Annotated in this window: 22 protein-coding genes; 9 read left to right on the top strand and 13 right to left on the bottom strand. The window is 73.5% G+C overall.

Features of this window, described 5'->3' with window-relative positions; translation table 11 throughout:
• The first annotated feature begins 39 nt into the window (after nucleotides 1-39).
• Nucleotides 40-3,252 carry an AfsR/SARP family transcriptional regulator gene (locus ACW62_RS25855; RefSeq protein ID WP_053206998.1) on the top strand — a complete coding sequence of 1,071 codons (3,213 nt, stop codon included), beginning with the start codon at nucleotides 40-42 and terminating at the stop codon, nucleotides 3,250-3,252.
• A 3-nt stretch (nucleotides 3,253-3,255) separates the two neighbouring features.
• Here the strand turns inward: ACW62_RS25855 and ACW62_RS25850 are convergent, their stop codons facing one another.
• From ACW62_RS25850 to lspA, 4 genes are all read right to left on the bottom strand, one after another.
• On the bottom strand, nucleotides 3,256-4,092 hold the full coding sequence (locus ACW62_RS25850; protein ID WP_053206997.1) for an ABC transporter permease: 837 nt from the start codon (nucleotides 4,090-4,092) through the stop codon (nucleotides 3,256-3,258).
• A complete protein-coding gene (locus tag ACW62_RS25845; protein WP_053206996.1) occupies nucleotides 4,089-5,072 on the bottom strand; it encodes an ATP-binding cassette domain-containing protein in 984 nt (327 codons plus the stop codon). The genes ACW62_RS25850 and ACW62_RS25845 overlap by 4 nt, the downstream gene beginning before the upstream one ends.
• A gap of 108 nt (nucleotides 5,073-5,180) precedes the next feature.
• The gene (locus ACW62_RS25840) at nucleotides 5,181-5,993 is read right to left on the bottom strand and encodes a purine-nucleoside phosphorylase (RefSeq protein ID WP_053206995.1); all 813 of its coding nucleotides are present in this window, start codon (nucleotides 5,991-5,993) and stop codon (nucleotides 5,181-5,183) included.
• Nucleotides 5,990-6,532 (bottom strand): signal peptidase II, encoded by a 543-nt coding sequence (gene lspA / locus ACW62_RS25835; protein WP_083460175.1) that lies wholly within the window; start codon nucleotides 6,530-6,532, stop codon nucleotides 5,990-5,992. The genes ACW62_RS25840 and lspA overlap by 4 nt, the downstream gene beginning before the upstream one ends.
• Before the next feature lie 82 nt (nucleotides 6,533-6,614).
• On the opposite strand from lspA, the gene ACW62_RS25830 reads away from it, so the two are divergent.
• Nucleotides 6,615-7,982 carry an NAD(P)H-quinone dehydrogenase gene (locus ACW62_RS25830; RefSeq protein WP_053206994.1) on the top strand — a complete coding sequence of 456 codons (1,368 nt, stop codon included), beginning with the start codon at nucleotides 6,615-6,617 and terminating at the stop codon, nucleotides 7,980-7,982.
• Nucleotides 7,983-7,985: 3 nt separating this feature from the next.
• Here the strand turns inward: ACW62_RS25830 and ACW62_RS25825 are convergent, their stop codons facing one another.
• Entirely contained in the window at nucleotides 7,986-8,456 is a 471-nt protein-coding gene (locus ACW62_RS25825; protein ID WP_053206993.1) for an NUDIX hydrolase, read from the bottom strand.
• A gap of 3 nt (nucleotides 8,457-8,459) precedes the next feature.
• Nucleotides 8,460-9,683, bottom strand: coding sequence for a hypothetical protein (locus tag ACW62_RS25820; RefSeq protein WP_053206992.1), 1,224 nt, complete (start codon nucleotides 9,681-9,683; stop codon nucleotides 8,460-8,462).
• Between the two features lie 100 nt (nucleotides 9,684-9,783).
• Between ACW62_RS25820 and ACW62_RS25815 the strand changes: the two genes are divergently transcribed.
• Nucleotides 9,784-10,920: a winged helix DNA-binding domain-containing protein gene (locus ACW62_RS25815; RefSeq protein ID WP_053206991.1), complete on the top strand. Its 1,137-nt coding sequence runs from the start codon at nucleotides 9,784-9,786 to the stop codon at nucleotides 10,918-10,920.
• Between the two features lie 9 nt (nucleotides 10,921-10,929).
• Here ACW62_RS25815 and ACW62_RS25810 read toward each other — a convergent pair whose 3' ends face one another.
• Together ACW62_RS25810 and ACW62_RS25805 are read right to left on the bottom strand one after the other, a co-directional pair.
• The gene (locus ACW62_RS25810) at nucleotides 10,930-11,325 is read right to left on the bottom strand and encodes a PPOX class F420-dependent oxidoreductase (protein WP_053206990.1); all 396 of its coding nucleotides are present in this window, start codon (nucleotides 11,323-11,325) and stop codon (nucleotides 10,930-10,932) included.
• Nucleotides 11,326-11,409: 84 nt separating this feature from the next.
• Nucleotides 11,410-13,176, bottom strand: coding sequence for an acetyl/propionyl/methylcrotonyl-CoA carboxylase subunit alpha (locus ACW62_RS25805; RefSeq protein WP_053207047.1), 1,767 nt, complete (start codon nucleotides 13,174-13,176; stop codon nucleotides 11,410-11,412).
• A 182-nt stretch (nucleotides 13,177-13,358) separates the two neighbouring features.
• Here ACW62_RS25805 and ACW62_RS25800 point away from each other — a divergent pair, with 182 nt between their 5' ends.
• From ACW62_RS25800 to ACW62_RS25785, 4 genes are all read left to right on the top strand, one after another.
• Nucleotides 13,359-13,871 (top strand): SigE family RNA polymerase sigma factor, encoded by a 513-nt coding sequence (locus tag ACW62_RS25800; protein ID WP_053207046.1) that lies wholly within the window; start codon nucleotides 13,359-13,361, stop codon nucleotides 13,869-13,871.
• Nucleotides 13,868-14,662 (top strand): hypothetical protein, encoded by a 795-nt coding sequence (locus tag ACW62_RS25795; protein ID WP_053206989.1) that lies wholly within the window; start codon nucleotides 13,868-13,870, stop codon nucleotides 14,660-14,662. The genes ACW62_RS25800 and ACW62_RS25795 overlap by 4 nt, the downstream gene beginning before the upstream one ends.
• A 356-nt stretch (nucleotides 14,663-15,018) precedes the next feature.
• On the top strand, nucleotides 15,019-15,582 hold the full coding sequence (locus ACW62_RS25790) for a SigE family RNA polymerase sigma factor (protein ID WP_083460173.1): 564 nt from the start codon (nucleotides 15,019-15,021) through the stop codon (nucleotides 15,580-15,582).
• Nucleotides 15,579-16,964 (top strand): hypothetical protein, encoded by a 1,386-nt coding sequence (locus ACW62_RS25785; RefSeq protein ID WP_053206988.1) that lies wholly within the window; start codon nucleotides 15,579-15,581, stop codon nucleotides 16,962-16,964. The genes ACW62_RS25790 and ACW62_RS25785 overlap by 4 nt, the downstream gene beginning before the upstream one ends.
• A gap of 3 nt (nucleotides 16,965-16,967) precedes the next feature.
• Here ACW62_RS25785 and ACW62_RS25780 read toward each other — a convergent pair whose 3' ends face one another.
• The gene (locus ACW62_RS25780; protein WP_169792126.1) at nucleotides 16,968-17,393 is read right to left on the bottom strand and encodes a MerR family transcriptional regulator; all 426 of its coding nucleotides are present in this window, start codon (nucleotides 17,391-17,393) and stop codon (nucleotides 16,968-16,970) included.
• A gap of 39 nt (nucleotides 17,394-17,432) precedes the next feature.
• Here ACW62_RS25780 and ACW62_RS25775 point away from each other — a divergent pair, with 39 nt between their 5' ends.
• A complete protein-coding gene (locus tag ACW62_RS25775; protein ID WP_053206986.1) occupies nucleotides 17,433-18,599 on the top strand; it encodes an acyl-CoA dehydrogenase family protein in 1,167 nt (388 codons plus the stop codon).
• A gap of 7 nt (nucleotides 18,600-18,606) precedes the next feature.
• Complete coding sequence (locus ACW62_RS25770) at nucleotides 18,607-20,145, top strand: acyl-CoA carboxylase subunit beta (protein ID WP_205629600.1); 1,539 nt, start codon at nucleotides 18,607-18,609, stop codon at nucleotides 20,143-20,145.
• A 115-nt stretch (nucleotides 20,146-20,260) separates the two neighbouring features.
• Here the strand turns inward: ACW62_RS25770 and ACW62_RS25765 are convergent, their stop codons facing one another.
• The 4 genes from ACW62_RS25765 to ACW62_RS25750 form a co-directional block, all read right to left on the bottom strand.
• Complete coding sequence (locus ACW62_RS25765) at nucleotides 20,261-20,950, bottom strand: Maf family protein (protein WP_240477421.1); 690 nt, start codon at nucleotides 20,948-20,950, stop codon at nucleotides 20,261-20,263.
• 130 nt (nucleotides 20,951-21,080) lie between these two features.
• Nucleotides 21,081-22,469: a dicarboxylate/amino acid:cation symporter gene (locus tag ACW62_RS25760; protein ID WP_053206983.1), complete on the bottom strand. Its 1,389-nt coding sequence runs from the start codon at nucleotides 22,467-22,469 to the stop codon at nucleotides 21,081-21,083.
• 226 nt (nucleotides 22,470-22,695) lie between these two features.
• A complete protein-coding gene (locus ACW62_RS25755; RefSeq protein WP_053206982.1) occupies nucleotides 22,696-23,319 on the bottom strand; it encodes a hypothetical protein in 624 nt (207 codons plus the stop codon).
• Nucleotides 23,320-23,357: 38 nt separating this feature from the next.
• Nucleotides 23,358-25,022 (bottom strand): DUF885 domain-containing protein, encoded by a 1,665-nt coding sequence (locus ACW62_RS25750; protein WP_053206981.1) that lies wholly within the window; start codon nucleotides 25,020-25,022, stop codon nucleotides 23,358-23,360.
• Nucleotides 25,023-25,040 lie beyond the last annotated feature (18 nt).

Below are 25,040 nucleotides of genomic sequence, written 5' to 3'. Positions count from 1 at the left end.
GGACGATGCGCCGGTCCATGTTCAGGAGATCCTAGGAGCATGCAGGTCTCCATCCTCGGCCCGGTGCGGGTCGGCGCGGCCGGTGAGATCCCCGGCGCGGGTGTACGCGCGCTGCTCGCGCGGCTGGCGCTGGCGCCGGGCCGGGTCGTCGGGGTGGAGACGATCGTCGACGACCTGTGGACCGGGCGGCCGGGAAACCCGGCCAATGCCGTGCAGGCGACGGCGTCGCGGCTGCGCAAGGCGCTGAACGGGCACCCGGTGGCGGTCGAGGCGGCGGCCGGCGGGTACCGGCTCGCGGTCGGCCGCGACGACGTCGACGCCGCCGTGGCCGACGCGCTGCTGGCCGGCGCGGCGGCGGCACTGCGCGACGGCGATCCAGCGGCCGCTGCCGCCGAGTCCGGTCAGGCGCTGGGACTGTGGCGGGGCGAGCCGCTGGCCGACGTCGGCGACGCGCCGTTCGCGCCGGTCGAGGCGGTCCGGCTGGCCACGCTGTGGCTGGATCTGCGCCGCACCCGCATCGAGGCCGACCTGCGCCGCGGCGTCCATGCCGACCTCCCGGCCGAACTGGCCGGGCTGGTCGACGATCACCCGCTGGACGAGGCGCTGCTCGGCCAGCTGATGCGCGCGCTGGTCGCGACCGGGCGATCGGCCGAGGCGCTGGCCGCGTTCCAGGACGTCCGCGAGCGGCTGGCCGAGGCGTTCGGCGCCGACCCCGGCGTGCAGTTGCGCGACGTCCATCTGGCGGTGCTGACGCACGACCGCGCGGCGCTGCGGCTCGGCCCCGTGCCGCCGATCGCGACGGCCGCGCCCCACCCGCCCGACGCTCCCGATGCCCCGGCGGCGGGCGGGTCCGGCCGGCCCCGGCTGCGCCGCTCCGCGACCCCGCTGCTCGGCCGCGACGACGAGCTGGCCCAGGTCGAGGCGCTCCTCGACGACGCCCGGCTGGTCACGCTGCTGGGCCCGGGCGGCGTCGGCAAGACCCGGTTCGCCACCGAGCTGGGGTTGCGCCGGCAGGACCGCACCGGCCGCACCGTGCACCTCGTCGAGCTGGCCGGCCTGCGCGACGACGCTGACGTGCTGCCCGCCGTGCTGGGCGCGCTCGGCCTGCGCGAGGTCAGCCTGGTCGACCGCGGCGGGTACCCGGTGTCGCGGACGCCGATCGAACGGCTGCGCGACCTGCTGGCCGACAGCGACGCGCTGATCGTCGTCGACAACTGCGAGCATCTGGTCGACGCCGTCGCGCAGGTCGTGCACGAGATCGTGACGGCGTCGGCGCAGGTCCGCGTGCTGGCCACCAGCCGCACACCGCTGGCCGTCGACGGCGAGGTCGTGCACCCGCTGCCCACGCTGGCGCTGCCACCCGACGGCGCCGGCCCGCTCGACTACCCGGCGGTGCGGCTGTTCCACGAGCGCGCTCGCGCGGCCCGCCCGGCCGCCCGGCTGGACCCCGAGGTCGTCACCGAGATCTGCCGGCACCTCGACGGCCTGCCGCTGGCGATCGAGCTGGCCGCGGCCAAGGTGCGGACGATGTCGGTGGAGCAGCTGGCAGCCCGGCTCGACGACCGGTTCGGACTGCTGGTCGGTGGCCCGCGGTCGGCGCCGGAGCGACACCGCACGCTGCTCGCCGTCGTCCGGTGGAGCTGGGAGCTGCTGGACCCGGTGGAGCAGGCGGTGCTGCGCCGGCTGGCCGTGCTGCCCGTCGGCGCCGACGCCGTGACGGCCACGGCCGTCTGCGGGTTCGGCGCGATCGACGCGGGCGCCGTCGAGGCCGCCCTCACCGGGCTGGCCGACCAGTCGCTGCTGGTCGTCGACGAGTCCGGCGGCACGGTGTGGTTCCGGCTGCTGGAGACCGTCCGCGAGTTCGCCGACGCCGAGCTGGACGCGGCCGGCGAACGCGCCGCGACGACGGCCCGGCTGGTCGACTGGGCCGCCGATCTCGCCGCCCGGGCCGAGCCGAACCTGCGCGGCCACACCCAGGTGACGTGGTTCGGCGTGCTGGCCGCCGAGCACGACAACCTGGTCGCCGGGCTGCGCGCCGCCATCGACGCCGGCGACACCCGGTCGGCGTACACCGTCGCGGTGACGATGTGCTGGTACTGGGCCGCGCTCGGGCTGCACTTCGAGGTGGCCGCCTGGGGCGAGCAGCTGATCGCGATGGACGGGCCGGCCGACCCCAGCACCGCCGCCGTCCTGTACGCCATCATGATCCCGAACTCGCTGGTCGCCGGGCCGACCCGCATGGGCGTGCAATTCATCCGGCGGCTGCGCCGCCTGGTCCGCGACGATACCGGGCTGACCCCGCTGGCCCGGGCCTTCGGTGAGCTGGTGCTCGCCGCGATGAACGGCCGGCCGGCCGCGCTGGAGCGGGCCTACGCGACCGTCGAGGCGTCCGGGGACCCGTGGGCGCGGTCGATGGCGGCGCTGTTCTTCAGCATCCTGGCCGACAACGAGGGCGAACGGGGCGAGTCGCGCCGGCTCGCGCAGGAGGCGCGGACCGGCTTCGCCGCGCTCGGCGACCGGTGGGGCGTGGCGATGACCTCGATGACCCTCGGGCTGACGGAGGCCGCCGACGGCGACGGCGCCTCGGCCATCGAGCTGCTGGATGAGGCGGTGCGCAGCTTCGACATCCTCGGCATCCGCGAGGACGGCCGCCAGGTGCAGCTGCTGCGCGCGATCGTGCTGGTGCGCAGCGGCGAGGTCGCGCGCGGCGTCGCCGAGCTGACCGCGCTGCAGGAGCGCTACCCGAACGACCCCGAGGTCGCCACCATGGCCGAGGCCGGGCTGGCCGAGGCGGCGGCCCGGCTAGGCGACGCCGTGTCCATGCTGGCGCACTACGACGTCGCGGTCGCGGCGGCGCGGTCGGAGGAGATCGGCGGGCCGCCGCAGCTGCGGGTCATGGCGCTGGCCGGCGCGGCGCTCGCCCGGCTGCGGGTCGGCCGCGACGACATCGACGACCTGCTCGCCGACGCGTACCGGCTGGCGGTGGCCGACGGCGACCGGCCGGTCATCGGCGTGGTCGCGGTCGCCTACGGTCGGCTGGCCCTCGTCCGCGGCGACGGCGACCGCGCGGCCCGGCTGATCGCCCTCGGCCGTCGCATCGGCGCCGTCGAGCTGCTGGGCGACGTCCGCCACCCGGCGTTCGTCGAGCTTCCCGAGCCCGACGAGCAGCTGCTGGCGGCCGAACGCGAGCGCGTCCGCGACCTCCCCGGCATCGCCGTCGCGCGGGAGATCGGGACGCTGCTCCGCCCGTGAGGGTCAGGACTTGCGGCGGTAGGCCCGGACGGTGAGCGGTGCGAACACCGCGATCAGCACGGCGCAGCCGATCAGCGACCAGCCGATGTCACCGGCGTCCGGACCACCCGCCATCAGCCCGCGGACCGCCGTCACCAGGTGCGACACCGGGTTGACGTCGACCCACGCGCGCAGCCAGCCGGGCATCGTCGACGGGTCGACGAACACGTTGCTGGCGAACGTCAGCGGGAACATCGCCAGCATGCTGACGCCCTGCACCGCGCCGGCCGAGCGCATGACCAGTCCGAGGAAGGCGAAGATCCAGCTCAGCGAGAACGCGAACACCAGCACCAGCAGGACGGCGGCGACCACGTCGAACACGCTGCCGTCCGGCCGGAAGCCCATCGCCATGCCGACCGCGAGGCAGACCGCGGCCGCCACGACGTAGCGGATGCTGTCGGCCAGCAGCGCGCCGACCAGCGCCGCCGGCCGCCAGATCGGCAGCGACCGGAACCGGTCGAAGATGCCCTTGCCGATGTCGGTGTTCAGCGAGATGCCGGTGTACAGCGACGCCATCACGACGGTCTGCACGAGGATGCCGGGCAGCACGAACTGCAGGTACTCCTGGGTGCTGCCGGAGACCGCGCCGCCGAACAGGTAGACGAACATCAGGATGAAGATCACCGGCTGGAACGTCACGTCGAACAGCTGCTCCGGGATGCGCCGGATCTTCAGCACGCTGCGCCAGCCCAGCGTCAGGCTGGCCGACAGCGCGCTCGGCGGCTGCGGCCGGTCCACCCGGGCGGCGACGCGGCTGGCCGAGCGCTCGGCGGCGCGGGTCTCGGTGGTGGTGGTCGTCATGCGGCGGTCCTCTCGGTGTCGTCGTCCTCCGCGGCGTGGCCGGTCAGGGTGAGGAAGACCTCGTCCAGGCTGGGGCGCTGCACCCCGATCTCGTCGATGCGGACGCCCTCGGCGCGCAGCCGGATCATCAGGTCGGCGACGAGGTCCGGGTCGGCGACCGGCGCGGTGATGACGCCGGCCTCCGGCGTGCTGCGCGGCGTGGTGTCCAGCGTCTGCGCGACCAGCCGCTCGGCGAGGTCGCGCTGCGTCTCGTCGGCCAGCCGCAGGTGCAGCGAGCTGCGGCCCACGGACGCCTTGAGGTCGGCGCTGGTGCCCTCGGCGATGACGGTGCCGCGGTCGATGACGGCGATCCGGTCGGCCAGCTGGTCGGCCTCGTCGAGGTACTGCGTGGTGAGCAGCACGGTGGTGCCGCCGGCGACGAGGTCGCGGATGATGTCCCAGACCTGCCCGCGGCTGCGCGGGTCCAGGCCGGTGGTCGGCTCGTCCAGGAACAGCACGTCCGGCGTGACGACGATGCTGGCCGCGAGGTCGATGCGCCGGCGCATGCCGCCGGAGAAGTGCTTGACCGGGCGGCTCGCGGCGTCGGTGAGGTCGAAGCTCTCCAGCAGTTCGGCCGCCCGCCGCTTCGACTGGGCCCGGCTCAGGCCGACCAGCCGCGACTGCAGCACCAGGTTCTCGGTGCCGGTGAGGTCCTCGTCGACCGACGCATACTGGCCGGTCAGGCCGATGAACTTGCGCACTTCGTCGGCGTCGTCGACGACGTCGCGGCCCAGCACCCGCGCGCTGCCGCCGTCGGGGCGCAGCAGGGTGGTGAGCATGCGGACGGTGGTGGTCTTCCCGGCGCCGTTCGGCCCGAGGACCCCGTACACGGTGCCGGCGCGGACGGCGAGGTCGACGCCGTCGACGGCGCGGTTCTCACCGAACGTCTTGACCAGGCCGTGCGCCTCGATGGCCATGGTTTGGGTGTCCAGTGTGCTCATGCGGTCCTCCCGAGGTTCACGGGCACGGTAGTGCTCGAGAACAAGGCTCGGAGGAGCGGCTGACCGGCCGCTGACAGAGCGCTGACGAGGGCTGTCAGAGGCTGGTCGTCAGAGCTTGGCGACGACCGCCGCGAGCAGCGCGCTGATGCGCGGGCCGGCGGCCTGACCTGCCTCGATGACCTCGGCGTGGCTCAGCGGTGTCGCGCTGATGCCGGCGGCGGGGTTGGTCACCAGCGAGATGCCGAGCACCTCGAGGCCGGCCTCGCGCGCGGCGATGGCCTCCAGCGCCGTCGACATGCCGACGAGGTCGCCGCCGAGGCGCTGCGCCATGCGGACCTCGGCCGGGGTCTCGTAGTGCGGGCCGCGGAACTGGACGTAGACGCCGTCGGGGAGGTCCGGGTCGACCTCGCGGGCGACGGCGCGCAGCCGGGCCGCGTAGAGGTCGGTGAGGTCGACGAAGTTCGCCCCCTCGATGGGTGAGGTCGCCGTCAGGTTGAGGTGGTCGCTGATCAGCACCGGCGTGCCGGCCGGCCACTCCTCGCGCAGCCCGCCGCAGCCGTTCGTCAGCACCAGCGTCCGCACGCCCGCCGCGGCCGCCGTCCGCACCCCGTGCACGACGGCGCGCACGCCGCGGCCCTCGTAGAGGTGGGTGCGGGCGCCGAGGACCAGCGCGTGCTTGCCGGTGCCGTCGATGCGGACGGAGCGCAGCGTGCCCACGTGCCCCACGACGGCCGGCGGCGCGAACCCCGGGACGTCGGTGCTGGGGATGGTCGCCACGGTCTCACCGAGGAGGTCGGCCGCGCCGCCCCAGCCGGACCCCAGGACCAGCGCGATGTCGTGCCGCTCGACCCCGGTGGCGGCGGCGATGTGCTCGGCCGCGGCCCGCGCGACGGCCTGGGGATCGTCCAGCGGCTCGGTCACCGGCCGACTGTACCGCGGGCGCCCTCCAGCTTGACGCCACGCCAGGTGAGCAGCGCGATCAGGATGGCGGCGGCGGTGATCGCGATGTCGGCGATGTTCCCGACGAACAGCCCGCCGTAGTCGATGAAGTCGACGACGTGGCCCTCCAGGAAGCCCGGGTCGCGGAACAGCCGGTCGATGAGGTTGCCGAACGCGCCGCCGAGCAGCAGCCCGAACGCGACCGCCCAGCCGCCGGAGCCCAGCTTCGCCGACGCCCGGATGACGACCACGATCACCACGATCACGATCAGCGTGAGCAGCCACGTCAGCCCGGTCGCGATCGAGAACGCGGCGCCGGAGTTGTAGAGCAGCCGCAGTTGCAGCAGGTCGCCGATCAGCTGGATCGGCTCGCGGCCGGTCAGCTCGGACTCGGCCCACCATTTCGTCAGCTGGTCGATTCCGGTCACCACGACGGCGATGGCGGCGACCCGGCCGATCAGGCGCCAGTTCGCCGGCGCGGGTGCGCCCGCGGGTTGCTCGGGGTCGGGTGTGGTCGGCACGGGGCAAGCGTGCCATGTCGGCGCGCCGCGCCCCAGCACCGGGCGGACGACAGGGCGTACCGGCGTACGGGACAATGGCCGGGTGACACGTGTGGCGATTCTCGGCGGCGGACCCGGCGGCTACGAGGCGGCGCTGGTGGCGGTGCAGCTCGGAGCGGACGTCACGCTGGTCGACCGCGACGGCCTGGGCGGCTCCGCCGTCCTCACCGACTGCGTGCCCAGCAAGACCCTCATCGCGACCGCCGAGGTGGTCAGCGACGCGGCGGAGTCCGCGGAACTGGGCGTCGAGCTGGGCCACGACTCCGTCGGCGTCGACCTGCGGCGGGTCAACAAGCGGGTGCTCGAACTGGCCAAGGCGCAGTCGGCCGACACCGCGGCGACGGTCGAGAAGGCCGGGGTGCGCATCCTGCGCGGCAGCGGACGGCTGGCGCCCGGCGACCGCGTCGTCGTCGACGACGACGCCCACGAGTTCGTCGCCGACGTCGCGCTGCTGGCCACCGGCGCGCGGCCGCGCATCCTGCCCGAGGCCGAGCCCGACGGCGAGCGCATCCTCACCTGGGAGCAGGTCTACGACCTCGACGAGCTGCCCGAGCACCTGATCGTGGTCGGCTCCGGCGTCACCGGCGCGGAGTTCGCCAGCGCCTACAACGCGCTCGGCGCCGAGGTCACGCTGGTGTCGTCGCGCGACCGCGTCCTCCCCGGCGAGGACGCCGACGCCGCGTACGTCCTGGAAGAGGTGTTCGCGCGGCGCGGCCTGAACGTGCTGTCGCGGTCGCGGGCGGCGTCGGTGCGGCGCGACGGCGACGGGGTGGTCGTCAGCCTGACCGACGGGCGGACGGTGCGCGGCTCGCACTGCCTCATGGCGGTCGGGTCGGTGCCGAACGTCGAAGGGCTCGGGCTGTCCGAGTGCGGCGTCGCGCTCGACGACCGCGGCTTCGTCAAGGTCGACCGCGTCTCCCGCACGTCCGCCCGCGGCGTGTACGCGGCCGGTGACGTCACCGGCGTCAACATGCTCGCGTCGGTGGCGGCCATGCAGGGCCGCACGGCGATGTGGCACGCCCTCGGCGACGCCGTGTCGCCGCTGAACCTCAAGACCGTCGCCGCGAACGTCTTCACCGACCCCGAGATCGCCACCGTCGGCTGGTCCCAGGCCGCGGTCGACGCCGGCGACATCGACGCCGTGGCCGTCAAGCTGCCGCTGGCCACCAACGCGCGGGCGAAGATGCTGGGCATCCGCGACGGTTTCGTGAAGCTGTTCTGCCGGCCCGGCACCGGCATCATCGTCGGCGGGGTCGTGGTGGCGCCGCGGGCCAGCGAACTGATCCACCCCATCTCGCTCGCCGTCGAGGCCGCCCTCACCGTCGACCAGATGGCCCGCGCCTTCACCGTCTACCCGTCGCTGTCCGGCTCGGTGGCCGAGGCGGCGCGGCAGCTGCACCGCCGCGACTGAGCGCTACCTGACGAAGTACGGCGCCGGGTCGTCCTTCAGCGCGTGCGCGAGACGTTCGCGCGCGGTGACGTCGAGCGGCGGCAGGTCGTCGGGTGCGAACCACTCGACCGCCAGCGACTCGTCGTCGTTGACCCGCGCCTCGCCGCCCACCGGCCGGCACCGGAACGCGATGCTGAGGTACTGGACGACGTCGCCGTTCGGGTAGGTGATCGGCGGGTCGGTGGTGACGCTGCTGATGCGCTCGACCTCGATGTGCACGCCGGTCTCCTCCCACGCCTCCCGCACCACGGCGGCGGCGGGCTGCTCGCCGGGCTCGAGGATCCCGGAGATCGTCGCCCACTGACCGGTGTCGGAACGCTGGTGCAGCAGCACCCGTCCCTCGTCGTCGACGATCACCGCCGTGACGCCGGTCAGCCACAGCAGGTCGTGGCCCACGCGCTCGCGCAGCGCCAGGATGAACTCAGGGGTCGGCACCGGTCAGAAGTCGCCGCCGCCGAAGTCGCCACCGCCGCCGAAGTCGCCGCCGCCCCAGTCGCCGCCGCCACCACCGCCGCCGCCGAAATCGCCGCCGCCCCAGTCACCGCCGCCGTCGGCGGAGATCGGAGAGGACATCGCCGAGCCCAGCATGGTGCCCATGAGCATGCCGGGCAGCAGACCGCCGAAGTAGCCGCCGGCCCACCCGCCGTACGCGGGACCGGCGTCGTAGTACGGACGGCGTTCGCCGTCGCCGACCGGGACCATGCGAGTCTCGGGGTCGGCGCCGTTCCTGATGCGCAACGCGTCGGCGGCGCAGGCCGGGACGGTGCGTGGTGTGCCGCCCATCGGCGCCCACTCGATGTCCTCGGCGGACGGGCCGTGACCGGGGTCGAAGAAGCAGGGCAGCCGGCGCTCCGGGATCGGCTCGCCCTTCGTCCGGGCATCGACGCAGGCCAGCAGCCAGCGGCCCTCTTCGAGGGCGGTGGTGACGGGCTTGAGGTCGGTGGGCCGCTCGGCGCGGTCGGCGAAGGTCTTGGCGTTCTCGTAGAGGTCGAGGGCGCGGCCGTACTCGTTGCGCGCCTCGATCGGGATCTTGGAGTCCTTGCCCAGGTCGAGGTCGAGCTCGGACAGCCGCTCGCCGTACTTGGTGATGTCCTCGTCGAGGGCGCCGCGGACCTGCTCGAGCTGGGCGCGCTCCTTGCTGCGCTTGTTGCGGCGGTACAGCAGGAAACCACCGCCGCCCGCCGCCGCCAGGATCGCCAGCGGCAGCAGTCCACCGCCGCCGCCACCGTCGCCGGAGGTCCCGCCGCCGCCAGCGCTCGAGCCGCCGTCGGCGATGACCTGCTCGGCCGACTCGATGAAGCTGGTGATGCCGGCGCCGAGGTCGCCGCCCGACTCGCTGATCGCCTGGCTGGCCGCCTCGTTGACGCCGTTCTGGATCTCCGTCGATCCGGCGCTGAGCTGGCGGCTGCCGAATATCACCAGGTAGGTGCCGGTGCCGATGTCCTGTCCCAGGGTCCGCGCCGCATCGGCGTCGTAGTCGGCCCCGGGCAGCACGGCGACGTAGAACGGGGTGTCCGCAGCCTCGATCGTGTCGCGCACCGAGGACTCCGCGTCGCCGTCGAACGTGAAGTCTTCGGCCTCGAGTTCGTCCACGCCGGTCTGGTCGACGTAGAGCGGGTTCTCACGGAGGGCGGCGGCGACGTCGTCCAAGCTGCTCGACATACACCCATCATCCACGGTCTGGCGCGTCGTGCCACGAGCAGGTCCGGCCGAGTCGATCAGCCGCGCCGACGTTGTCGGCGCCGGGTGGTTCGATGGACCCGTGGAGAAGCTCACCTGGAACCAGGTGCTGGCCCGCCGGCTGCGGCGCCTGCACGTCACCGACCCGTCCGCCGGTCTCGTCGGCACGGCGGGCCGGCTGGTCGGGCTGCACGCGCAGGTGGCGTCGTCCGCCGAGCTGATCGCCGCCGTCCGCACCCCGAGCTACGCGCTCGGCGACACCACCACGGCGCTGTGGACCGACCGCACGCTGGTGAAGACGTGGGGCATGCGCGGCACGCTGCACCTGTTCCCGGCGCAGGAGCTGCCGTTGCTGGTGGCGGCATGGGCGCAGCGGCAGTGGCCCAACGTCAACGCGGCCTGGGAGCGCTACCACGGCGTCAACCTCGCCGTGCTGCGCCAGGTCACCGAGATCATCGGCGAGGTGCTGCCGGGCCGGGTGCTCACCCGCGAGGAACTGCTGGCCGAGATCGCCCGCGAGGTCCGCGCACCCGGCATCGCCGACGCGGTGAAGTCGGGCTGGGGCCAGATGTTCAAGCCCGCGGCGGCCGGCGGCCTGCTCTGCTCGGGGCCCGAGCGCGACCGCAACGTCACCTTCACCAGCCCGCGCACCTGGCTGCCCGACGTGTCGTGGGACGACCAACCCGACCAGCACACCGCCCTGAGCACGCTCATCCAGCGGTTCCTCGACATCTACGGGCCGGCCACCCACGTCGACTTCAGCCGCTGGTGGGGCATCGACGCCGCGAAGGCGCGCCGGGTCTTCAAGGAACACGCCGAGGTCATGGTCGAGGCCGAGGTCGACGGCGTCGCGTGCTGGTCGACGCCGGCGGCGCTGGCCGACCTCCACGAGCACGACGAGGCCGACGGCACGAGCACCGGCGTCCACCTGCTGCCCGGCTTCGACCCGTACGTCATCGCGCCCATCGGGCACCGCACGCACACGGTGCCCGACGGCTTCATCGACCGCGTGTCGCGCACCGCCGGCTGGATCTCGCCGGTCCTGCTGGTCGACGGCGTCGTGCGCGGCGTGTGGAGCCACGAGCTGAAGAACGGCGCGCTGACCATCACCGTCGAGCCGTTCGCGCAGGTCAGCGCCGCCACCACGAAGGCGGCGACGGCCGCGGCCCGGCGCTACGGAGAGCTGTTCGACGCCGAGCCGCGGCTCACCTGGGGGTGACCCGAGCCGTCAGGCCGCCTCTTCGTGCACCCGGTCGACGGCGACGCGCACCGTCACCCGCTGCTCGCCCTCCTTGCGGAAGGGGTAGCTGTCGGCGTCGAGGTACTTCTTCGCCAGCCGGTCGATCACGTCGTCGCCGTCGTCGGTGGTGAGGGTCGCGCGGCCGGTGACGCTGGCCCACCGCCACGCGTTGTCCGGGTCCAGCACGCTCACCGAGACGACGTCGTTCTCGCGCAGCCGCCGCTCCTTCACCCGGCCGGCGGCGGTGTTGAAGACGATGCCGTCGCCGTCGACGTCCACCCAGACGATCGAGTTGTGCGGGCGGCCGTCGGCGTCGAGGACCGTGGCCCAGGCCGGGATCGGGCGGGAGAACAGCTCACGGGCGGTGTCCGACAGAGCGGGCATACGGGTGCATCCCTTCAGAAAGGTTGACGTCTCAAGTGTTGCCAGCATCGACAACGCCGGACGCACCCGCGGCGCTTCCCGGAATCAGCCCTCGATCGTGCAGATGACGGCGCCGTTCGCGATGGTGGCTCCGACCTCGGCGGTCAGCCCGGTGACCGTGCCGGCCTTGTGCGCCGTGATGGGCTGCTCCATCTTCATCGCCTCCATGACGACCACGACATCGCCCTCGGCGACACTCTGGCCGTCCTCGGCGACCACCTTGATGATCGTCCCCTGCATCGGCGAGGTGAGCGCGTCGCCGCCCGCCGCGGCCGCACCGGTACGCCCGGCGGAGCGTCGTACCGGCCGCCGGGCCGCGCCCACGCCCGCGCCGACGAGGTTGGACGAGCCCAGCCCGGCCGGCAGCACGACCTCCAGCCGCTTCCCGCCGATCTCGACGGTGATCCGCTCGCGCGCGTCGTCGCCCTCCGGCGCCGCATCGGCGGTGAACGGCGTGAACGAGTTCGCCCACTCGGTCTCGATCCAGCGGGTGTGGACGGCGAACGGCTCGTCGTCGGCGGCGGGGACGAAGGCGGCGTCGTCGAGGACGGCGCGGTGGAACGGGATGACCGTCGCCAGGCCGCCGACCTCGAACTCGGCCAGCGCCCGCCGCGCCCGCTCGACCGCCTGACGCCGCGTGGCGCCGGTGACGACCAGCTTGGCCAGCAGCGAGTCGAAGTTCTGCCCGACGACGCTGCCGGCCTCGACACCGGCGTCGACCCGCACGCCCGGCCCGGACGGCGGCCGGAACGTCGTGACGGCGCCCGGGGTGGGCAGGAAGTTGCGGCCGGGGTCCTCGCCGTTGATGCGGAACTCGATCGAGTGGCCGCGCACGACAGGGTCGTCGTAGCCCAGCGCCTCGCCCTCGGCGATGCGGAACATCTCGCGGACGAGGTCGAGGCCGGTGACCTCCTCGGTGACCGGGTGCTCGACCTGCAGCCGGGTGTTGACCTCGAGGAACGAGATGGTCCCGTCTGTGCCGACCAGGAACTCGCAGGTGCCGGCTCCGACGTAGCCGGCCTCGCGCAGGATCGCCTTGGACGCGCGGTACAGCTCGGCGTTCTGCTCGTCGGTGAGGAACGGCGCGGGCGCCTCCTCGACCAGCTTCTGGTGCCGCCGCTGGAGGGAGCAGTCGCGCGTGGAGATCACCGCCACGGCGCCGAATCGGTCGGCCAGGCACTGGGTCTCGACGTGCCGCGGCCGGTCGAGGTAGCGCTCGACGAAGCACTCGCCGCGGCCGAACGCCGCGACGGCCTCGCGCACCGCGGACTCGTACAGCTCGGGGATCTCGTCCAGCGTGCGGGCCACCTTGAGGCCGCGCCCGCCGCCGCCGAAGGCCGCCTTGATGGCGACCGGCAGCCCGTGCTCCTCGGCGAACGCGACGACCTCGGCGGCGCCGGTGACGGGGTCGGAGCTGCCGGCGACGAGCGGAGCGCCGGCCCGCGCGGCGATGTGCCGGGCGCTGACCTTGTCGCCCAGCGCGGTGATGGCGGCCGGCGGTGGGCCGATCCAGACCAGTCCGGCGTCGATGACGGCCTGCGCGAACCCGGCGTTCTCGGCGAGGAAGCCGTAACCGGGGTGGACGGCGTCGGCGCCGGAGCGCGCGGCGGCGTCGAGCAGCTTCGCGATGTCGAGGTAGGTCTCGGCGGCGGTCTCGCCGCCCAGCGCGTACGCCTCGTCGGCGAGCCGGGCGTGTGGCGCGTCGCGGTCGCCGTCGGCGTAGACGGCCACGCTGGTGAGGCCGGCGTCGCGGCAGGCGCGGATGACCCGCACCGCGATCTCGCCCCGGTTGGCTACCAGAACCTTGCTGATCCGGCGGTACTCCACGCTGGCTCCCTCCCAGAACTGTGGCGAGTCTAGGACGTCCCGTCCCCGGGCAACCCGAACGGCCGGTCCTGCGTGTTCACGGCAATGACGCGATACGGACAGAGCGGGGTGTGATGCTAATACAGTCCCCTGACGGGGAGACCGCACCGGCCGTGGGCGCGACGGTGATGGCGGGCCGCATCGAGCCGGACGAGGCGACGATGGACTTCGAGGGGTTCGCCCGGGCCAGCCTGCCGGGGCTGCTGCGCTACGGGCACGCGCTGACGGGGTCGCCGCACGACGCGGCCGACCTCGTGCAGACGGCGCTGGAGAAGGCCGGCGCCCGCTGGTCGAAGATCACCCGGCACGACGCCGACCCGCTCGCCTACGTGCGCCGGTCGATGGCGAACGCGCACGTGAGCCGCTGGCGGCGGCGACGGCGCGAGGTGCTGGTCGACGAGTTCCCGGACCAGGGCGCGGCCCTGCCGGACCGCCTCGACGGCGAGCCGCTCTGGCACGCGCTGGCGGACCTGCCGCCGCGGCAGCGGGCGGTGGTGGTGCTGCGCTACTACGAGGACCTGTCCGAGGCGGAGATCGCCGCGGCTCTGGGCATCACCGCGGGCACGGTGAAGAGCCAGGCGAGCAAGGCGCTGACGAAGTTGCGGGCCAGCCTGTCCGCGGTGGAGGGAAGAGACCGATGAACGACTTCGACGACGACCTGCGCCGCCTGCTGGGCGACGACCGGCTGGCGCTGACGCCGCGCGCCGACGCCGTCGACCGCATCGTCAGGGGCGCCCGGCGCCGCCGCGCCGCCCGGCTGGCCGCGACGGCGGCGGGCACCGTGGGCCTGGTGGCCGCGGTGACGGTCGGCTCGTTCGCGGTGGCCGGCCAGTTCACGGCCGCGCCGGACCCCGTCCAGCCGGCCGAGACCCCGTCCGTCCCGACGCCCACGCCCACGCCCACGCCCGAGCCCAGCCTGACGCCGACGGCCGCCGCGCCGGTGGTGGTCTACCCGAACGAGGGCATCGACGGCTTCACGGTCGGCACGAAGCTGGCCGACCTCGAGGACATCGACGGCGTCGAGATCACCCGGTTCACGCCGGAGGACGGCTACAGCGAGCTCTGCTACGGCGAGTACCGCAGCCCGAGCGCGCACGGGTACATCTCGACCCGCGGCGCCTTCGGCTCGGTCCCGGACGACCTGGACCCGTTCTACGAGGTGTCGACGATGCACTTCGACGTGCCGGTGGTGACACCCGAGGGCATCACGGCCGGCTCGTCCGCGAACGAGGTGCTCGCCGCCTACCCGGGTGCCGCCCAGTTCGACCTGGCCGACGGGTACCGCGCCGAGTTCCAGGGCGAGCAGAACATCGTCCGGGCGTGGGAGTTCTCCGCGGTCGACGGCGTGGTAGCCGAGGTCGTGATGGACGGCCTCCCGGCCTGCGACCGGGTGCCGGTCCTCGACCCGCCCGTCGGCGCCGAGGCCGGCTGACGGGTCGACGGCGACGACCCACCGGAGCCGGCTGGCTCGGACGACGACTACCGCGTCACGTACTTCTCGACCAGCGATCCGGCCGCGACGACGCCGCTCGGGATCGGCCCGGGCTCGACCTTCGAGCAGCTGCGCCAGGCATACCCGGACGTCGTCACCGGTGCGACGTTCGACGCCTACCTGCCCGATCCGGGGAACCCGGCGGTGCGCTGGCTGTTCGTGTCGGGCGACGGCGAGACCGTCGCGAGCCTGGGGCTCGACGCCGGGCAGAACTGCTGGGGCTGAGCGAGGCAACCGGACGGCCCGTCCGCGCGTGTTCCTGGTCAACGAGGCAGGGACGGCGAAGCGGGGTCGTGATGTTCATTCAGTCCCCAGGCGGGGAGGCCGCACCGGCCGTGGGCGCGACGGTGGTGGGCCGCTCGGAGACGGGCGAGGCGACGGTGGAGTTCGAGGACTTCGTCCGGGCGAGTCTGCCCGGGCTGCTGCGGTACGGGCACGCGCTGACGGGGTCGCCGCACGACGGCGCCGATCTGGTGCAGACGGTGCTGGAGAAGGTGGGGTCGCGCTGGGGGAAGCTGCTGCGCCAGGGCGTCGACCCGCAGGCCTACATCCGGCGGTCGATGGCGAACGCGCACGTGAGCCGCTGGCGGCGGCGACGGCGTGAGGTGCTGGTCGACGAGCTCCCGGAGCGCGCGGCCACGCCGGCCGACCGGCTCGACGGCGAGCCGGTGTGGCAGGCGCTGGCGCAGTTGCCGCCGCGGCAGCGGGCGGTCCTGGTGCTGCGGTACTACGAGGACTTCTCCGAGGCGCAGATCGCGGCGGCGCTCGGTATCTCCGCGGGCACGGTGAAGAGCCAGGCGAGCAAGGCGCTGGCCAAATTGAGGACGAGCCTGTCCTCGGTGGAGGGAAGAGACCGATGAACGAGTTCGACGACGAGTTGCGCCGGATCTTCGGCGACGACCGGCTCGCGGTGCCGCCCGGCGCGAACGCGGTCGGGCGGATCGTCCGCGGCGCTCGCCGGCGGCGCACCGTGCGCATGGTCGCCTCCACCGCCGGCTCGGCCGGCCTGGTGGCGGCGGTCGCGTTCGGCTCCATGGCCGTCACCGGGCAGTTCACCGCGGCGCCCACGTACGAGCCGCAGCCGGCCGAGTCGCCGGAGGCCTTGCCGCCGCTCGACCCCGCGGCGCCGCCCAAGGCCGCGGCCGGCCCGTCCGGTGACATCACCGGCGACGCGACCGGCGAGCCGAGCGGCCCCTCCACGGCCGGCCAGGCGACGGAGCAGCCCACCGGCGCCGGCACCGACCCCGGCGGCGGCGAGCAGCCGGCCGGCGTCGACGAGTCACCGGTGGACGTCTCGGCGCTGCCGCTGTTCGACCCGGCCGCACCGTTCGACGGCGTCCAGGTGCGCATGACGCTGGCCGAGTTGCAGCAGGTGCCCGGCGTCGAGATCACCCGGCTGCGCGCCGACGACCTCGACCGGCCGCAGCTGTGTTACGGCGCGTTCCGCACCGCGCAGACGCACGGGTACATCTCGCTGCGGGGCGCCATCGGTGAGCCGCCGGCCGACCTGCTGGGTGGGTACGAGGTGTCGCGGGTGGTCGTGGACGTGCCGGTGCGCACACCCGCCGGCGTCGGCGTCGGCAGCACGCTCGGCGACGTCCTGACCGCCTACTCCGACGCGGTGGTCGACGGCGACGTCGTGTCGGCCGGTGTCCCGGACCTCGGCGGCGTCTTCTCCGTCTGGAACCTCCAGCTCGACGGCGACGTCGTGACGTCGATCGGCCACGAGGGCATGCACAACTGCGGCGACGCGCCGGTGCCCGCGCCGGCCCCGGCGACGGCGGACTTCTCCGTTCCCGGCGGCGACCTGTTCGGGCCGGTCCGGCTGGGGATGACACTGGCCGAGCTGCGCGCCACACCCGGCGTCGAGATCACCGAGTGGACCGGGCGCAGCCGCCCGTACTGCTACGGCGAGTTCCGGGCCGGCGACGTGACCGGCCTCGTGTCGGTGCTGCGGGACATCTCGACCGGCGAGCTACCGGCGCCCGCGGTCTCGGAGGACGAGTTCGTCGTCAGCTCGATCGGCACCACGGCGGGCGGGACGGTGACGCCGGCGGGAGTCGGCGTCGGGTCGACGCTGGACCAGGTCGCCGCGGCGCAGCCCGGGTTCACCACCGAGGTCCCCGGGTCGGCGCTGCCGGGAGCGCCGGCCACGCAGGGCGTGCGCTGGACGTTCGAGCGGTGGGACGCCGACGTCGTGCAGCGGCTCGCCCTCGACGCGGGGCACACCTGTATCGGGTGAGCCTCAGCCGGTGAGGCGGTCGAGGTCGGCGCGGCAGCGGCGTTCCAGTTCGGCGAGGTCGGACAGGGTGGCGTCGATGTCGCGCCGGCGCTGCTCCAGCTCCGCGCGCCGATGTTCGACCTGGTCGAGCAGGTAGCGCAGCTGGCCGACCTCGCCCGGCTCGGCGTCGTACATGCCGATGATCGTCTTGATCTCGTCCAGCGGGAAACCCAGCCGCTTGCCGCGCAGCACCAGGCCCAGCCGCACGCGGTCGCCGTCGGCGAAGATGCGGCGGGTGCCGTTGCGGGCCGGGGTGAGCAGGCCCTGCTCCTCGTAGAACCGGATCGTCCGCAGCGTGACGCCGAACTCGTCGGCCAGTTCCGCGATGCTCCACGTCCGCTCGCCGTCCACCGCAGTCTCCTCGCTCCAGCCCTTGGCCCGGACCTTCAACTTACGTTAACGTAAACGTCAAGCACTGGAGGTGCCACGATGTTCGAGCTGTCCGCCGACCACGAGGAGTTCCGCGCGGTCGTCCGCGACTTCGCCCGCGAGCGCATCGCTCCCTACGCGGCCGAGTGGGACCGCAAGCACGAGTTCCCGGTCGGCGTCGTACGGGCGATGGGAGAACTGGGGCTGTTCGGCCTCACCGCCCCCGAGGAGTACGGCGGCGCGGGCGGCGACCTCACCAGCCTGTGCGTCGCGATCGAGGAGATCGGCCGGGTCGACCAGTCGCTGGGCATCACGCTCGAGGCCGCCGTCGGCCTGGGCATCACCCCGATCCTGACCTACGGCACCGACGAGCAGAAGGCCCGCTGGCTGCCCGACCTCGTCGCCGGGCGGGCGCTGGCCGCGTTCGGCCTCACCGAGCCCGGCGCCGGGTCCGACGCCGGTGCCACGGCCACCCGCGCCGTGCTCGACGGCGACGAGTGGGTCATCGACGGCGCCAAGCAGTTCATCACCAACTCCGGCACCGAGCTGACCAGCTGCGTCACCATCACCGCGCGCACCGGCAATCGGCCCGACGGCAGTGCGGAGATCTCCGCGATCATCGTCCCGGCGGGCACGCCCGGATTCATCGTCGAGCCGGCCTACGACAAGCTCGGCTGGCACGCGTCCGACACCCACCCGCTGACCTTCGACGGCGCCCGGGTGCCGGCCGATCACCTGGTCGGCGAGCGCGGCCAGGGATTCAGGCAGTTCCTGGCCACGCTCGACGACGGCCGCATCGCCATCGCGGCGCTCGCCGTCGGCTGCATCCAGGCCATGCTCGACGCGTCGCTCGGCTACGCGCACGAGCGGACGTCGTTCGGCGTGCCGATCGGCGCCAAGCAGGCCGTCGCGTTCCAGCTCGCCGACCTCCACGTCATGGCCGAGGCCGCCCGGCTGCTGACATACCGCGCCGCTGCCCTGCGCGACGCCGGCGCGCCGTCCGAGCAGGTCAAGCAGGCGGCGGCGTCGGCCAAGCTGTACGCCACGGAGTCCGCCGTCACCGCCACCCGGGTCGCCACGCAGGTGCACGGCGGCTACGGGTTCATGGAGGAGTACCCGGTGGCCCGGTTCTACCGCGACGCGAAGATCCTCGAGATCGGCGAGGGGACCAGCGAGATCCAGCGGCTCGTGCTGGCGCGCGGTCTGGGGCTGCCGGTTCAGGCATGATCGGGGTGTGACGACAGTGGGGCACGACCACTACGCCGAGGTCGACGCGGCCCGGAAGGCCACCGAGGTCCCGTCCGACGCCGGCGCCGCCAAGCTGGCCAAGCAGGGCAAGCTCTACGTCCGCGACCGCATCGACCTGCTGTTCGACGCTGGCACCTTCGTCGAGGACGGCCAGCTGGCCAACGCGCTGGCCACCGGCCTGCCCGCCGACGGCGTCGTCACCGGCCGCGGCCTGGTCGAGGGCCGTCCGGCGCTGGTCGTCGCGAACGACCCGACGGTCAAGGCCGGCTCGTGGGGCGCCCGCACCGTCGAGAAGATCGTCCGCGTCACCGAGACCGCGCTGCGCGACGAGCTGCCGGTGTTCTGGTTCATCGACTCCGCCGGCGCCCGCATCACCGACCAGGTCGACCTCTTCCCCGGCCGCCGCGGCGCCGGGCGGATCTTCCACAACCAGGTGGCGCTGTCCGGCCGGGTGCCGCAGGTGTGCTGCCTGTTCGGGCCGAGCGCGGCCGGCGGCGCCTACATCCCGTCGTTCTGCGACATCGTCGTCATGGTCGAGGGCAACGCGTCGATGTACCTCGGCTCGCCGCGCATGGCCGAGATGGTCGTCGGCGAGAAGGTCACGCTCGAGGAGATGGGCGGCGCCCGCATGCACACCACGGTGTCGGGCTGCGGCGACAACCTCGCCGCCGACGACGCCGAGGCGATCGAGCAGGCCAAGGCGTTCTTCTCCTACCTGCCCAGCTCGTGGCGGCAGCCGCCGCCGTCGTACGCCGCCGGCGGCGCCGTCCGCGAGTTCACCCGCGACCTCGTCCCGGCCGAGGAGTCCGTCGGCTACGACATCCACGACGTCATCGACGCGATCATCGACGAAGACTCGTTCTTCGAGGTCAAGCCGCTGTTCGCGGCCGAGCTCGTGACCGGGTTCGGGCTGCTGGAGGGCCAGCCGGTCGGCATCGTCGCGAACCAGCCGGCGGTCAAGGGCGGCGTGCTGTTCACCGACTCCGCCGACAAGGCGGCCCGGTTCATCTGGCTGTGCGACGCGTTCAACGTGCCGCTGATCTACCTGGCCGACGTCCCCGGCTTCATGATCGGCTCCGAGGTCGAGCGGCAGGGGATCATCCGGCACGGCGCCAAGATGATCACGGCGGTCGCCGAGGCCACGGTGCCGACGGTCTCGGTCATCGTCCGCAAGGCCTACGGCGCCGGCCTCTACGCGATGTGCGGTCCCGGCTTCGGCCCCGACGCCTGCCTCGCGCTGCCGACGGCGAAGATCGCGGTCATGGGCCCGGAGGCCGCCGTCAACGCGGTCTACTTCAACAAGATCGCGGCGATCTCGGACGAGGCCGAACGGGCCGCGTACGTGGCGGGGTTGCGGCTGGAGTACGAGGCCGACATCGACATCCTGCGGCTGGCGTCCGACCTCGTCATCGACGCCATCGTCGCGCCGGAGGAGCTACGGGGCCAGCTGGTGGCGCGGCTGGCGGCCGCGGCCGGCAAGGACCGCGGCTTCACCGAGCGCCGCCACGGCGTCCCCCCGGTCTGACGTCCCGCTGGCCCGGCGTCCTGGTTTCACGTCGCGTCCTGGTCTGGTGTCGCGTTTTCCGGCCCGGATCAGGCGATTCGCGCGACGGGGGACCAGGACGTGACGTGAGACGTCACTAGCCCTCGCGGGTGGCGGCCCTCCGGGCGCGGCGGCGGACCGGCTCGTGGTCGGGGTCGGTGCGCCACAGTTCGGTGATCGAGATGCCGAGCCGGCCGAGGAGCACCCGCAGCAGCGGCAGCGACAGCCCGACGACGGCGTGGTGGTCACCGTCGATGGCGGTGACGAACGGGCCGCCGAGGCCGTCGATGGTGAACGCGCCGGCCACCCGCAGCGGCTCGCCGGTGGCGACGTAGGCGCGGATCTCGGCGTCGGAGAGGTCGGCGAAGTGCACCGTGGTGCTGGCGGTGTCGCCGATGGATCGGCCGGTGCCGCCGTCGTCGGGCTCGCGCAGGTCGATCAGCCAGTGGCCGGTGTGCAGCACACCGGACCGGCCGCGCATGCGCTGCCAGCGGCGGACGGCGTCGACGGGGCCGTCGGGCTTGCCGTGGATCTCGCCGTCGATCTCGAGGACGGAGTCGCAGCCGAGCACGACCATGCCGGCGAACGTCTTGCCGGCGACCCGTTCGGCCTTGGCGCGACCGAGCAGCATCGGCACGTCGTGCGGGGGGACGGGGCCGCGGGCGCGGGCGTCGGCCAGCACGGCGTCCTCGTCGACACCGGAGACCTGGACCACCGGTTCGATGCCGGCGGAGCGCAGGGTCGCCAGCCGGGCGGGGGACTGGGAAGCGAGCAGCAGGCGCACCACGGACCTCACGTTACCGAAAATGATCATCGGCGGTCGATGCCTGAAACAGGTTCGACCGCCGACGATCATCGGGTGATCATGGTCACGGAGAGATTAACCCGTAGTACGCCACCCTGTCTCGGTTTATCGCTCAGGCCGTCGCCAGCTCGGCCGGCCGCTCCTCGCCGCCGTCGGCGAACACGTCGCCGCGCCGGTCGGAGTTGTAGATCTCCAGGTCCAGCAGGCCCTCGCGCTTGGCGACGATGGTCGGGACCAGCGCCTGCCCGGCGACGTTGACCGCCGTCCGGCCCATGTCGAGGATCGGGTCGACGGCGAGCAGCAGGCCCACGCCGGCCAGCGGCAGCCCCAGCGTCGACAGCGTCAGCGTGAGCATGACGGTGGCGCCGGTCGTGCCGGCGGTCGCGGCCGAGCCGACGACGGAGACCAGCACGATCAGCAGGTAGTCCGAGATCGACAGGTCGAGGCCGAAGAACTGCGCCACGAAGATCGCGGCGATGGCCGGGTAGATCGCGGCGCAGCCGTCCATCTTCGTGGTCGAGCCGAACGGCACCGCGAACGACGCGTACGACCGCGAGACGCCGAGGTTGCGCTCGGTGACCTGCTCCGTCACCGGCAGCGTGCCGATCGACGAGCGGGACACGAAGCCCAGCTGGATGGCTGGCCAGGCGCCGGAGAAGAACTTGACCGGGTTCAGGCCGTGCGCCCGCAGCAGGATCGGGTAGACCACGAACAGCACCAGCGCCAGGCCGACGTAGATCGCCACGGTGAACCGGCCGAGCGAGCCGATGGCGTCCCAGCCGTAGTCGGCGACGGCGTACCCGAGCAGGCCGATGGTGCCGATCGGGGCCAGCCGGATGATCCACCAGAGCACTTTCTGCACGATCGACAGCGCCGCCCGGTTGAACGCCAGGAACGGCTCGGCCTTCTCGCCCAGCTTCAGCGCGGCGATGCCGATGGCCGCCGAGACGACCACGAACTGCAGCACGTTGAAGCTCAGGCTGGTCGCCGCGGCGCCGCTCTCGGGGTCGATCGACGTGTTCGCCGTCAGGGCGAGGAAGTTGGTCGGCACCAGGCTGGTGAGGAACGCCCACCAGTCGCCGGTGCGGCCCGGCTCGGCCGCCTGGTCCTGGGTGACGGACGTGTGCTCGCCCGGCTGCAGGATCAGGCCGAGCGCGATGCCGATGCCGACCGCGATCAACGCGGTGAGCGCGAACCACAGCAGCGTCTGCCCGGCCAGCCGGGCCGCGTTGGTGACGTTGCGCAGGTTCGCGATGCTCGCGACGATCGCGGTGAAGATCAGCGGGATGACGGCGGCCCGCAGCAGGTCGACGAACAGCCCGCCGACGGTGTCGAGGGTGCTGGTCAGCCAGTTGGGGTTGCCATCGGCGGCCGGGCCCAGCTCGCGGGCCACCAACCCGAGGATGACGCCCAGGGCCAGGCCGAGGAGGACCTGGACGGAGAACGAGGGCAGACGCAGCCGGCGAGAGGCGGGTGCGCCGGCGGTCGCGGTTTCGGACATGCGGAAACCTTCCGGAACGGAGGAGGGGACGGGGTGAGGCGAGGGCCGCGCGCGGGCAGGCGGCGGCGCCGGCGGGGGACAGGGCCCCGCCCGGGCGCGCGCGGATGCAGCGGGTGCTAGGCCGGACAGGCAGAGCTGGCCTGACGTCGCAGATCGACGTGCAGGCGCTGAGTGAGACCCCAGATGTTCACCATGTCAGCGTGCTCAACGACCCGGTGTGACCTGGCTATTCCCGGTTCGGGAAGATTTCTCCGACTTTCAGGCCGGATGGGGTGGCGTGGGCGGCCAGGGCAGCGGTGACGGCGGCCCGGCGCAGCGCGCTCCCGGCGAGCACCGGCAGCGGGTCGGCGGGGAAGTCCGGCCGCCGCGCGAGCTGCGCGAAGGCGTCGGCCTGGGTGGTGGCCGGCAGGTCCACGATCACGCCGTGGACGCTGCGGTAGACGAAGTACTCGGCCACCTCCGGGCCCGACTCCAGCGTGAGCCGGTAGTCCGCCGACGCCAGCGGCACCCGGTCGTAGTTCGGCTCGGTCTCGTCCATGCGGGCCAGCTGAGCGTCGTCCAGCCAGAGCAGCATCGCCGTACGCAGGGTCTGCCCGGCGGCCGCGTACGGCGCGTACGGGATGTACCCGGCCCGGCTGACGTGCGCCGAATGACCCACGGCCAGGCCGTCCACCCGGGTCGAGAAGACCGGGACGGCGAAGTCCCGGCCGGACGCGGCGAACTTGTGCCGGAGCTGGCTCGGTGAGGCGTTGGAGCCGACGGCGAGCAGCGGTCGCCGTCCGTCCAGGCGCACGTCGGGCAGCGGGAGCACCGCGGCGCCGGTCACGAGGCAGGAGGTCGTGACCGGCACACCGGGGTAACTCGCCGGGTCGAGCAGCGGGGCGGTGGTCAGAGCCGGGCCAGCGCTTCGCGCAGCGGGTCGAGGCCGATGGAGCCGAGGTCGAGTGCGGCGCGGTGGAACTCGCGCAGGTCGAACGCGTCGCCCTGGCGCCGCCGGGCGTCGTCGCGGGCGGCGAGCCAGATGCGCTCGCCGATCTTGTACGACGGCGCCTGGCCCGGCCAGCCGAGGTAGCGGTCCAGCTCGAAGCGGAGGAACTCGTCGGGCATGCGGCAGTGGGCGCGCAGGAACGCGTACGCCGACTCCGGCGTCCACACCCCGGCCGGCAGCCCGTCGGCCGCCACCAGCAACGCCGGGACCTCCTTGCCCAGGTGGAAGCCGATGTCGACGACGACGCGGGCGGCGCGGAAGGTCTGGCTGTCGAGCATGCCGAGGCGGTCGCCGGGGTCGTCGAGGAAGCCGAGGTCGGCCATCAGCCGCTCGGCGTACAGCGCCCAGCCCTCGCCGTGGCCGGACACCCAGCACAGCAGCCGCTGCCAGCGGTTGAGCACCTCGCGCCGGTACATGACCTGCGCGACCTGCAGGTGGTGGCCGGGCACGCCCTCGTGGAACACCGTCGTGGTCTCGCGCCAGGTGGAGAACTCCTCGACGCCCTCGGGGACGGACCACCACATGCGGCCCGGCCGGCTGAAGTCGTCGCTGGGGCCGGTGTAGTAGATGCCGCCCTCCTTGGTGGGGGCGATGCGGCACTCCAGCCGGCGGATCGGCTCGGGGATGTCGAAGTGCACGCCGCTCATCGCCTCGACCGTGCGGTCGGACAGTTTCTGCATCCACTCCTGCAGGCCGTCGGTGCCGACGATGCGGCGGGCCGGGTCGGCGTCGAGGGCCGCGACGGCGTCGTCGACGGTGCCGCCGGGGACGATGTCCTGCGCGACCTCGGCCAGCTCGGTCTCGAGGCGGGCCAGCTCGGCGATGCCCCACTCGTAGGTCTCGTCGAGGTCGACGGTGGCGCCGAGGAAGTAGCGGGAGGCGACGGCGTAGACGTCGCGGCCGACGGCGTCGCGCTCGCGCGCCGCCGGGGCGACCGTCTCGCCGAGGTAGCCGCCGAACGAGCGGAACGCCTCGGACGCGGCCGCGGCGGCCGCGTCGAGGTCGGTGCGCAGCGACTCGGGACCGCCGCCGGCCAGCCCGGTGAAGAACGTGTTCGCGACCCGCCCGGCCTGCTCGGCGACGGCGAGCACCTGACGGCGGGCCGGCGGCAGGCCCGCCGCGAGGTCGGCGTCCATCGTCCGCCGGTACTGCTCCAGTGCCACAGGGACGGCGCGCATGCGGGCGGCGATGTTCGCCCACTGCTCGTCGGTGTCGGTGGGCATCAGGTCGAAGTTCTCGCGGGCCCAGTGCATGGGGCTCTCGATGACGTTGAGGTTGCGGTTCAGCCCGGCGTCGTCCAGCTCGAGATCGAGCGACAGCCGCTCGCGCATCGCCTCGCCCGCGACCCGCTCGCGCTCGTCGGCCGCGGTGGCCGTCTCGAGCGCGGCGAGGGTCCGCTGCACGAGCGCCCGGCGCTGCGCGAACCCGTCCGGCGACAGGTCCGTGCTCTGGGCGTCGTAGCCGCTCAGGCCGGCGTAGGTGGCGGTGTACGGGTCGAGGGCGGCGTACTCGTCGACGTAGGCGTCAGCGATGTCGTCGACGGAGCGCGGCTGCGAAGTCGTCACGCAGCCGACCTTATCCGG

The sequence above is a fragment of the Jiangella muralis genome (genome assembly GCF_001270745.1).
Lineage (GTDB): Bacteria > Actinomycetota > Actinomycetes > Jiangellales > Jiangellaceae > Jiangella > Jiangella muralis.
This window is presented reverse-complemented; position numbering and strand designations above follow the sequence as displayed.

Excerpts from the sequence above, each read along its gene's own strand:
- ACW62_RS25775 (WP_053206986.1), top strand. The coding sequence starts at position 17,433 with ATGTTCGAGCTGTCCGCCGACCACGAGGAGTTCCGCGCGGTCGTCCGC.
- ACW62_RS25820 (WP_053206992.1), bottom strand. The coding sequence starts at position 9,683 with ATGTCGAGCAGCTTGGACGACGTCGCCGCCGCCCTCCGTGAGAACCCG.
- ACW62_RS25810 (WP_053206990.1), bottom strand. The coding sequence starts at position 11,325 with ATGCCCGCTCTGTCGGACACCGCCCGTGAGCTGTTCTCCCGCCCGATC.
- ACW62_RS25850 (WP_053206997.1), bottom strand. The coding sequence starts at position 4,092 with ATGACGACCACCACCACCGAGACCCGCGCCGCCGAGCGCTCGGCCAGC.
- ACW62_RS25795 (WP_053206989.1), top strand. The coding sequence starts at position 13,868 with ATGAACGACTTCGACGACGACCTGCGCCGCCTGCTGGGCGACGACCGG.
- ACW62_RS25800 (WP_053207046.1), top strand. The coding sequence starts at position 13,359 with ATGGCGGGCCGCATCGAGCCGGACGAGGCGACGATGGACTTCGAGGGG.
- ACW62_RS25760 (WP_053206983.1), bottom strand. The coding sequence starts at position 22,469 with ATGTCCGAAACCGCGACCGCCGGCGCACCCGCCTCTCGCCGGCTGCGT.
- ACW62_RS25785 (WP_053206988.1), top strand. The coding sequence starts at position 15,579 with ATGAACGAGTTCGACGACGAGTTGCGCCGGATCTTCGGCGACGACCGG.
- ACW62_RS25845 (WP_053206996.1), bottom strand. The coding sequence starts at position 5,072 with ATGAGCACACTGGACACCCAAACCATGGCCATCGAGGCGCACGGCCTG.
- ACW62_RS25855 (WP_053206998.1), top strand. The coding sequence starts at position 40 with ATGCAGGTCTCCATCCTCGGCCCGGTGCGGGTCGGCGCGGCCGGTGAG.
- ACW62_RS25790 (WP_083460173.1), top strand. The coding sequence starts at position 15,019 with ATGTTCATTCAGTCCCCAGGCGGGGAGGCCGCACCGGCCGTGGGCGCG.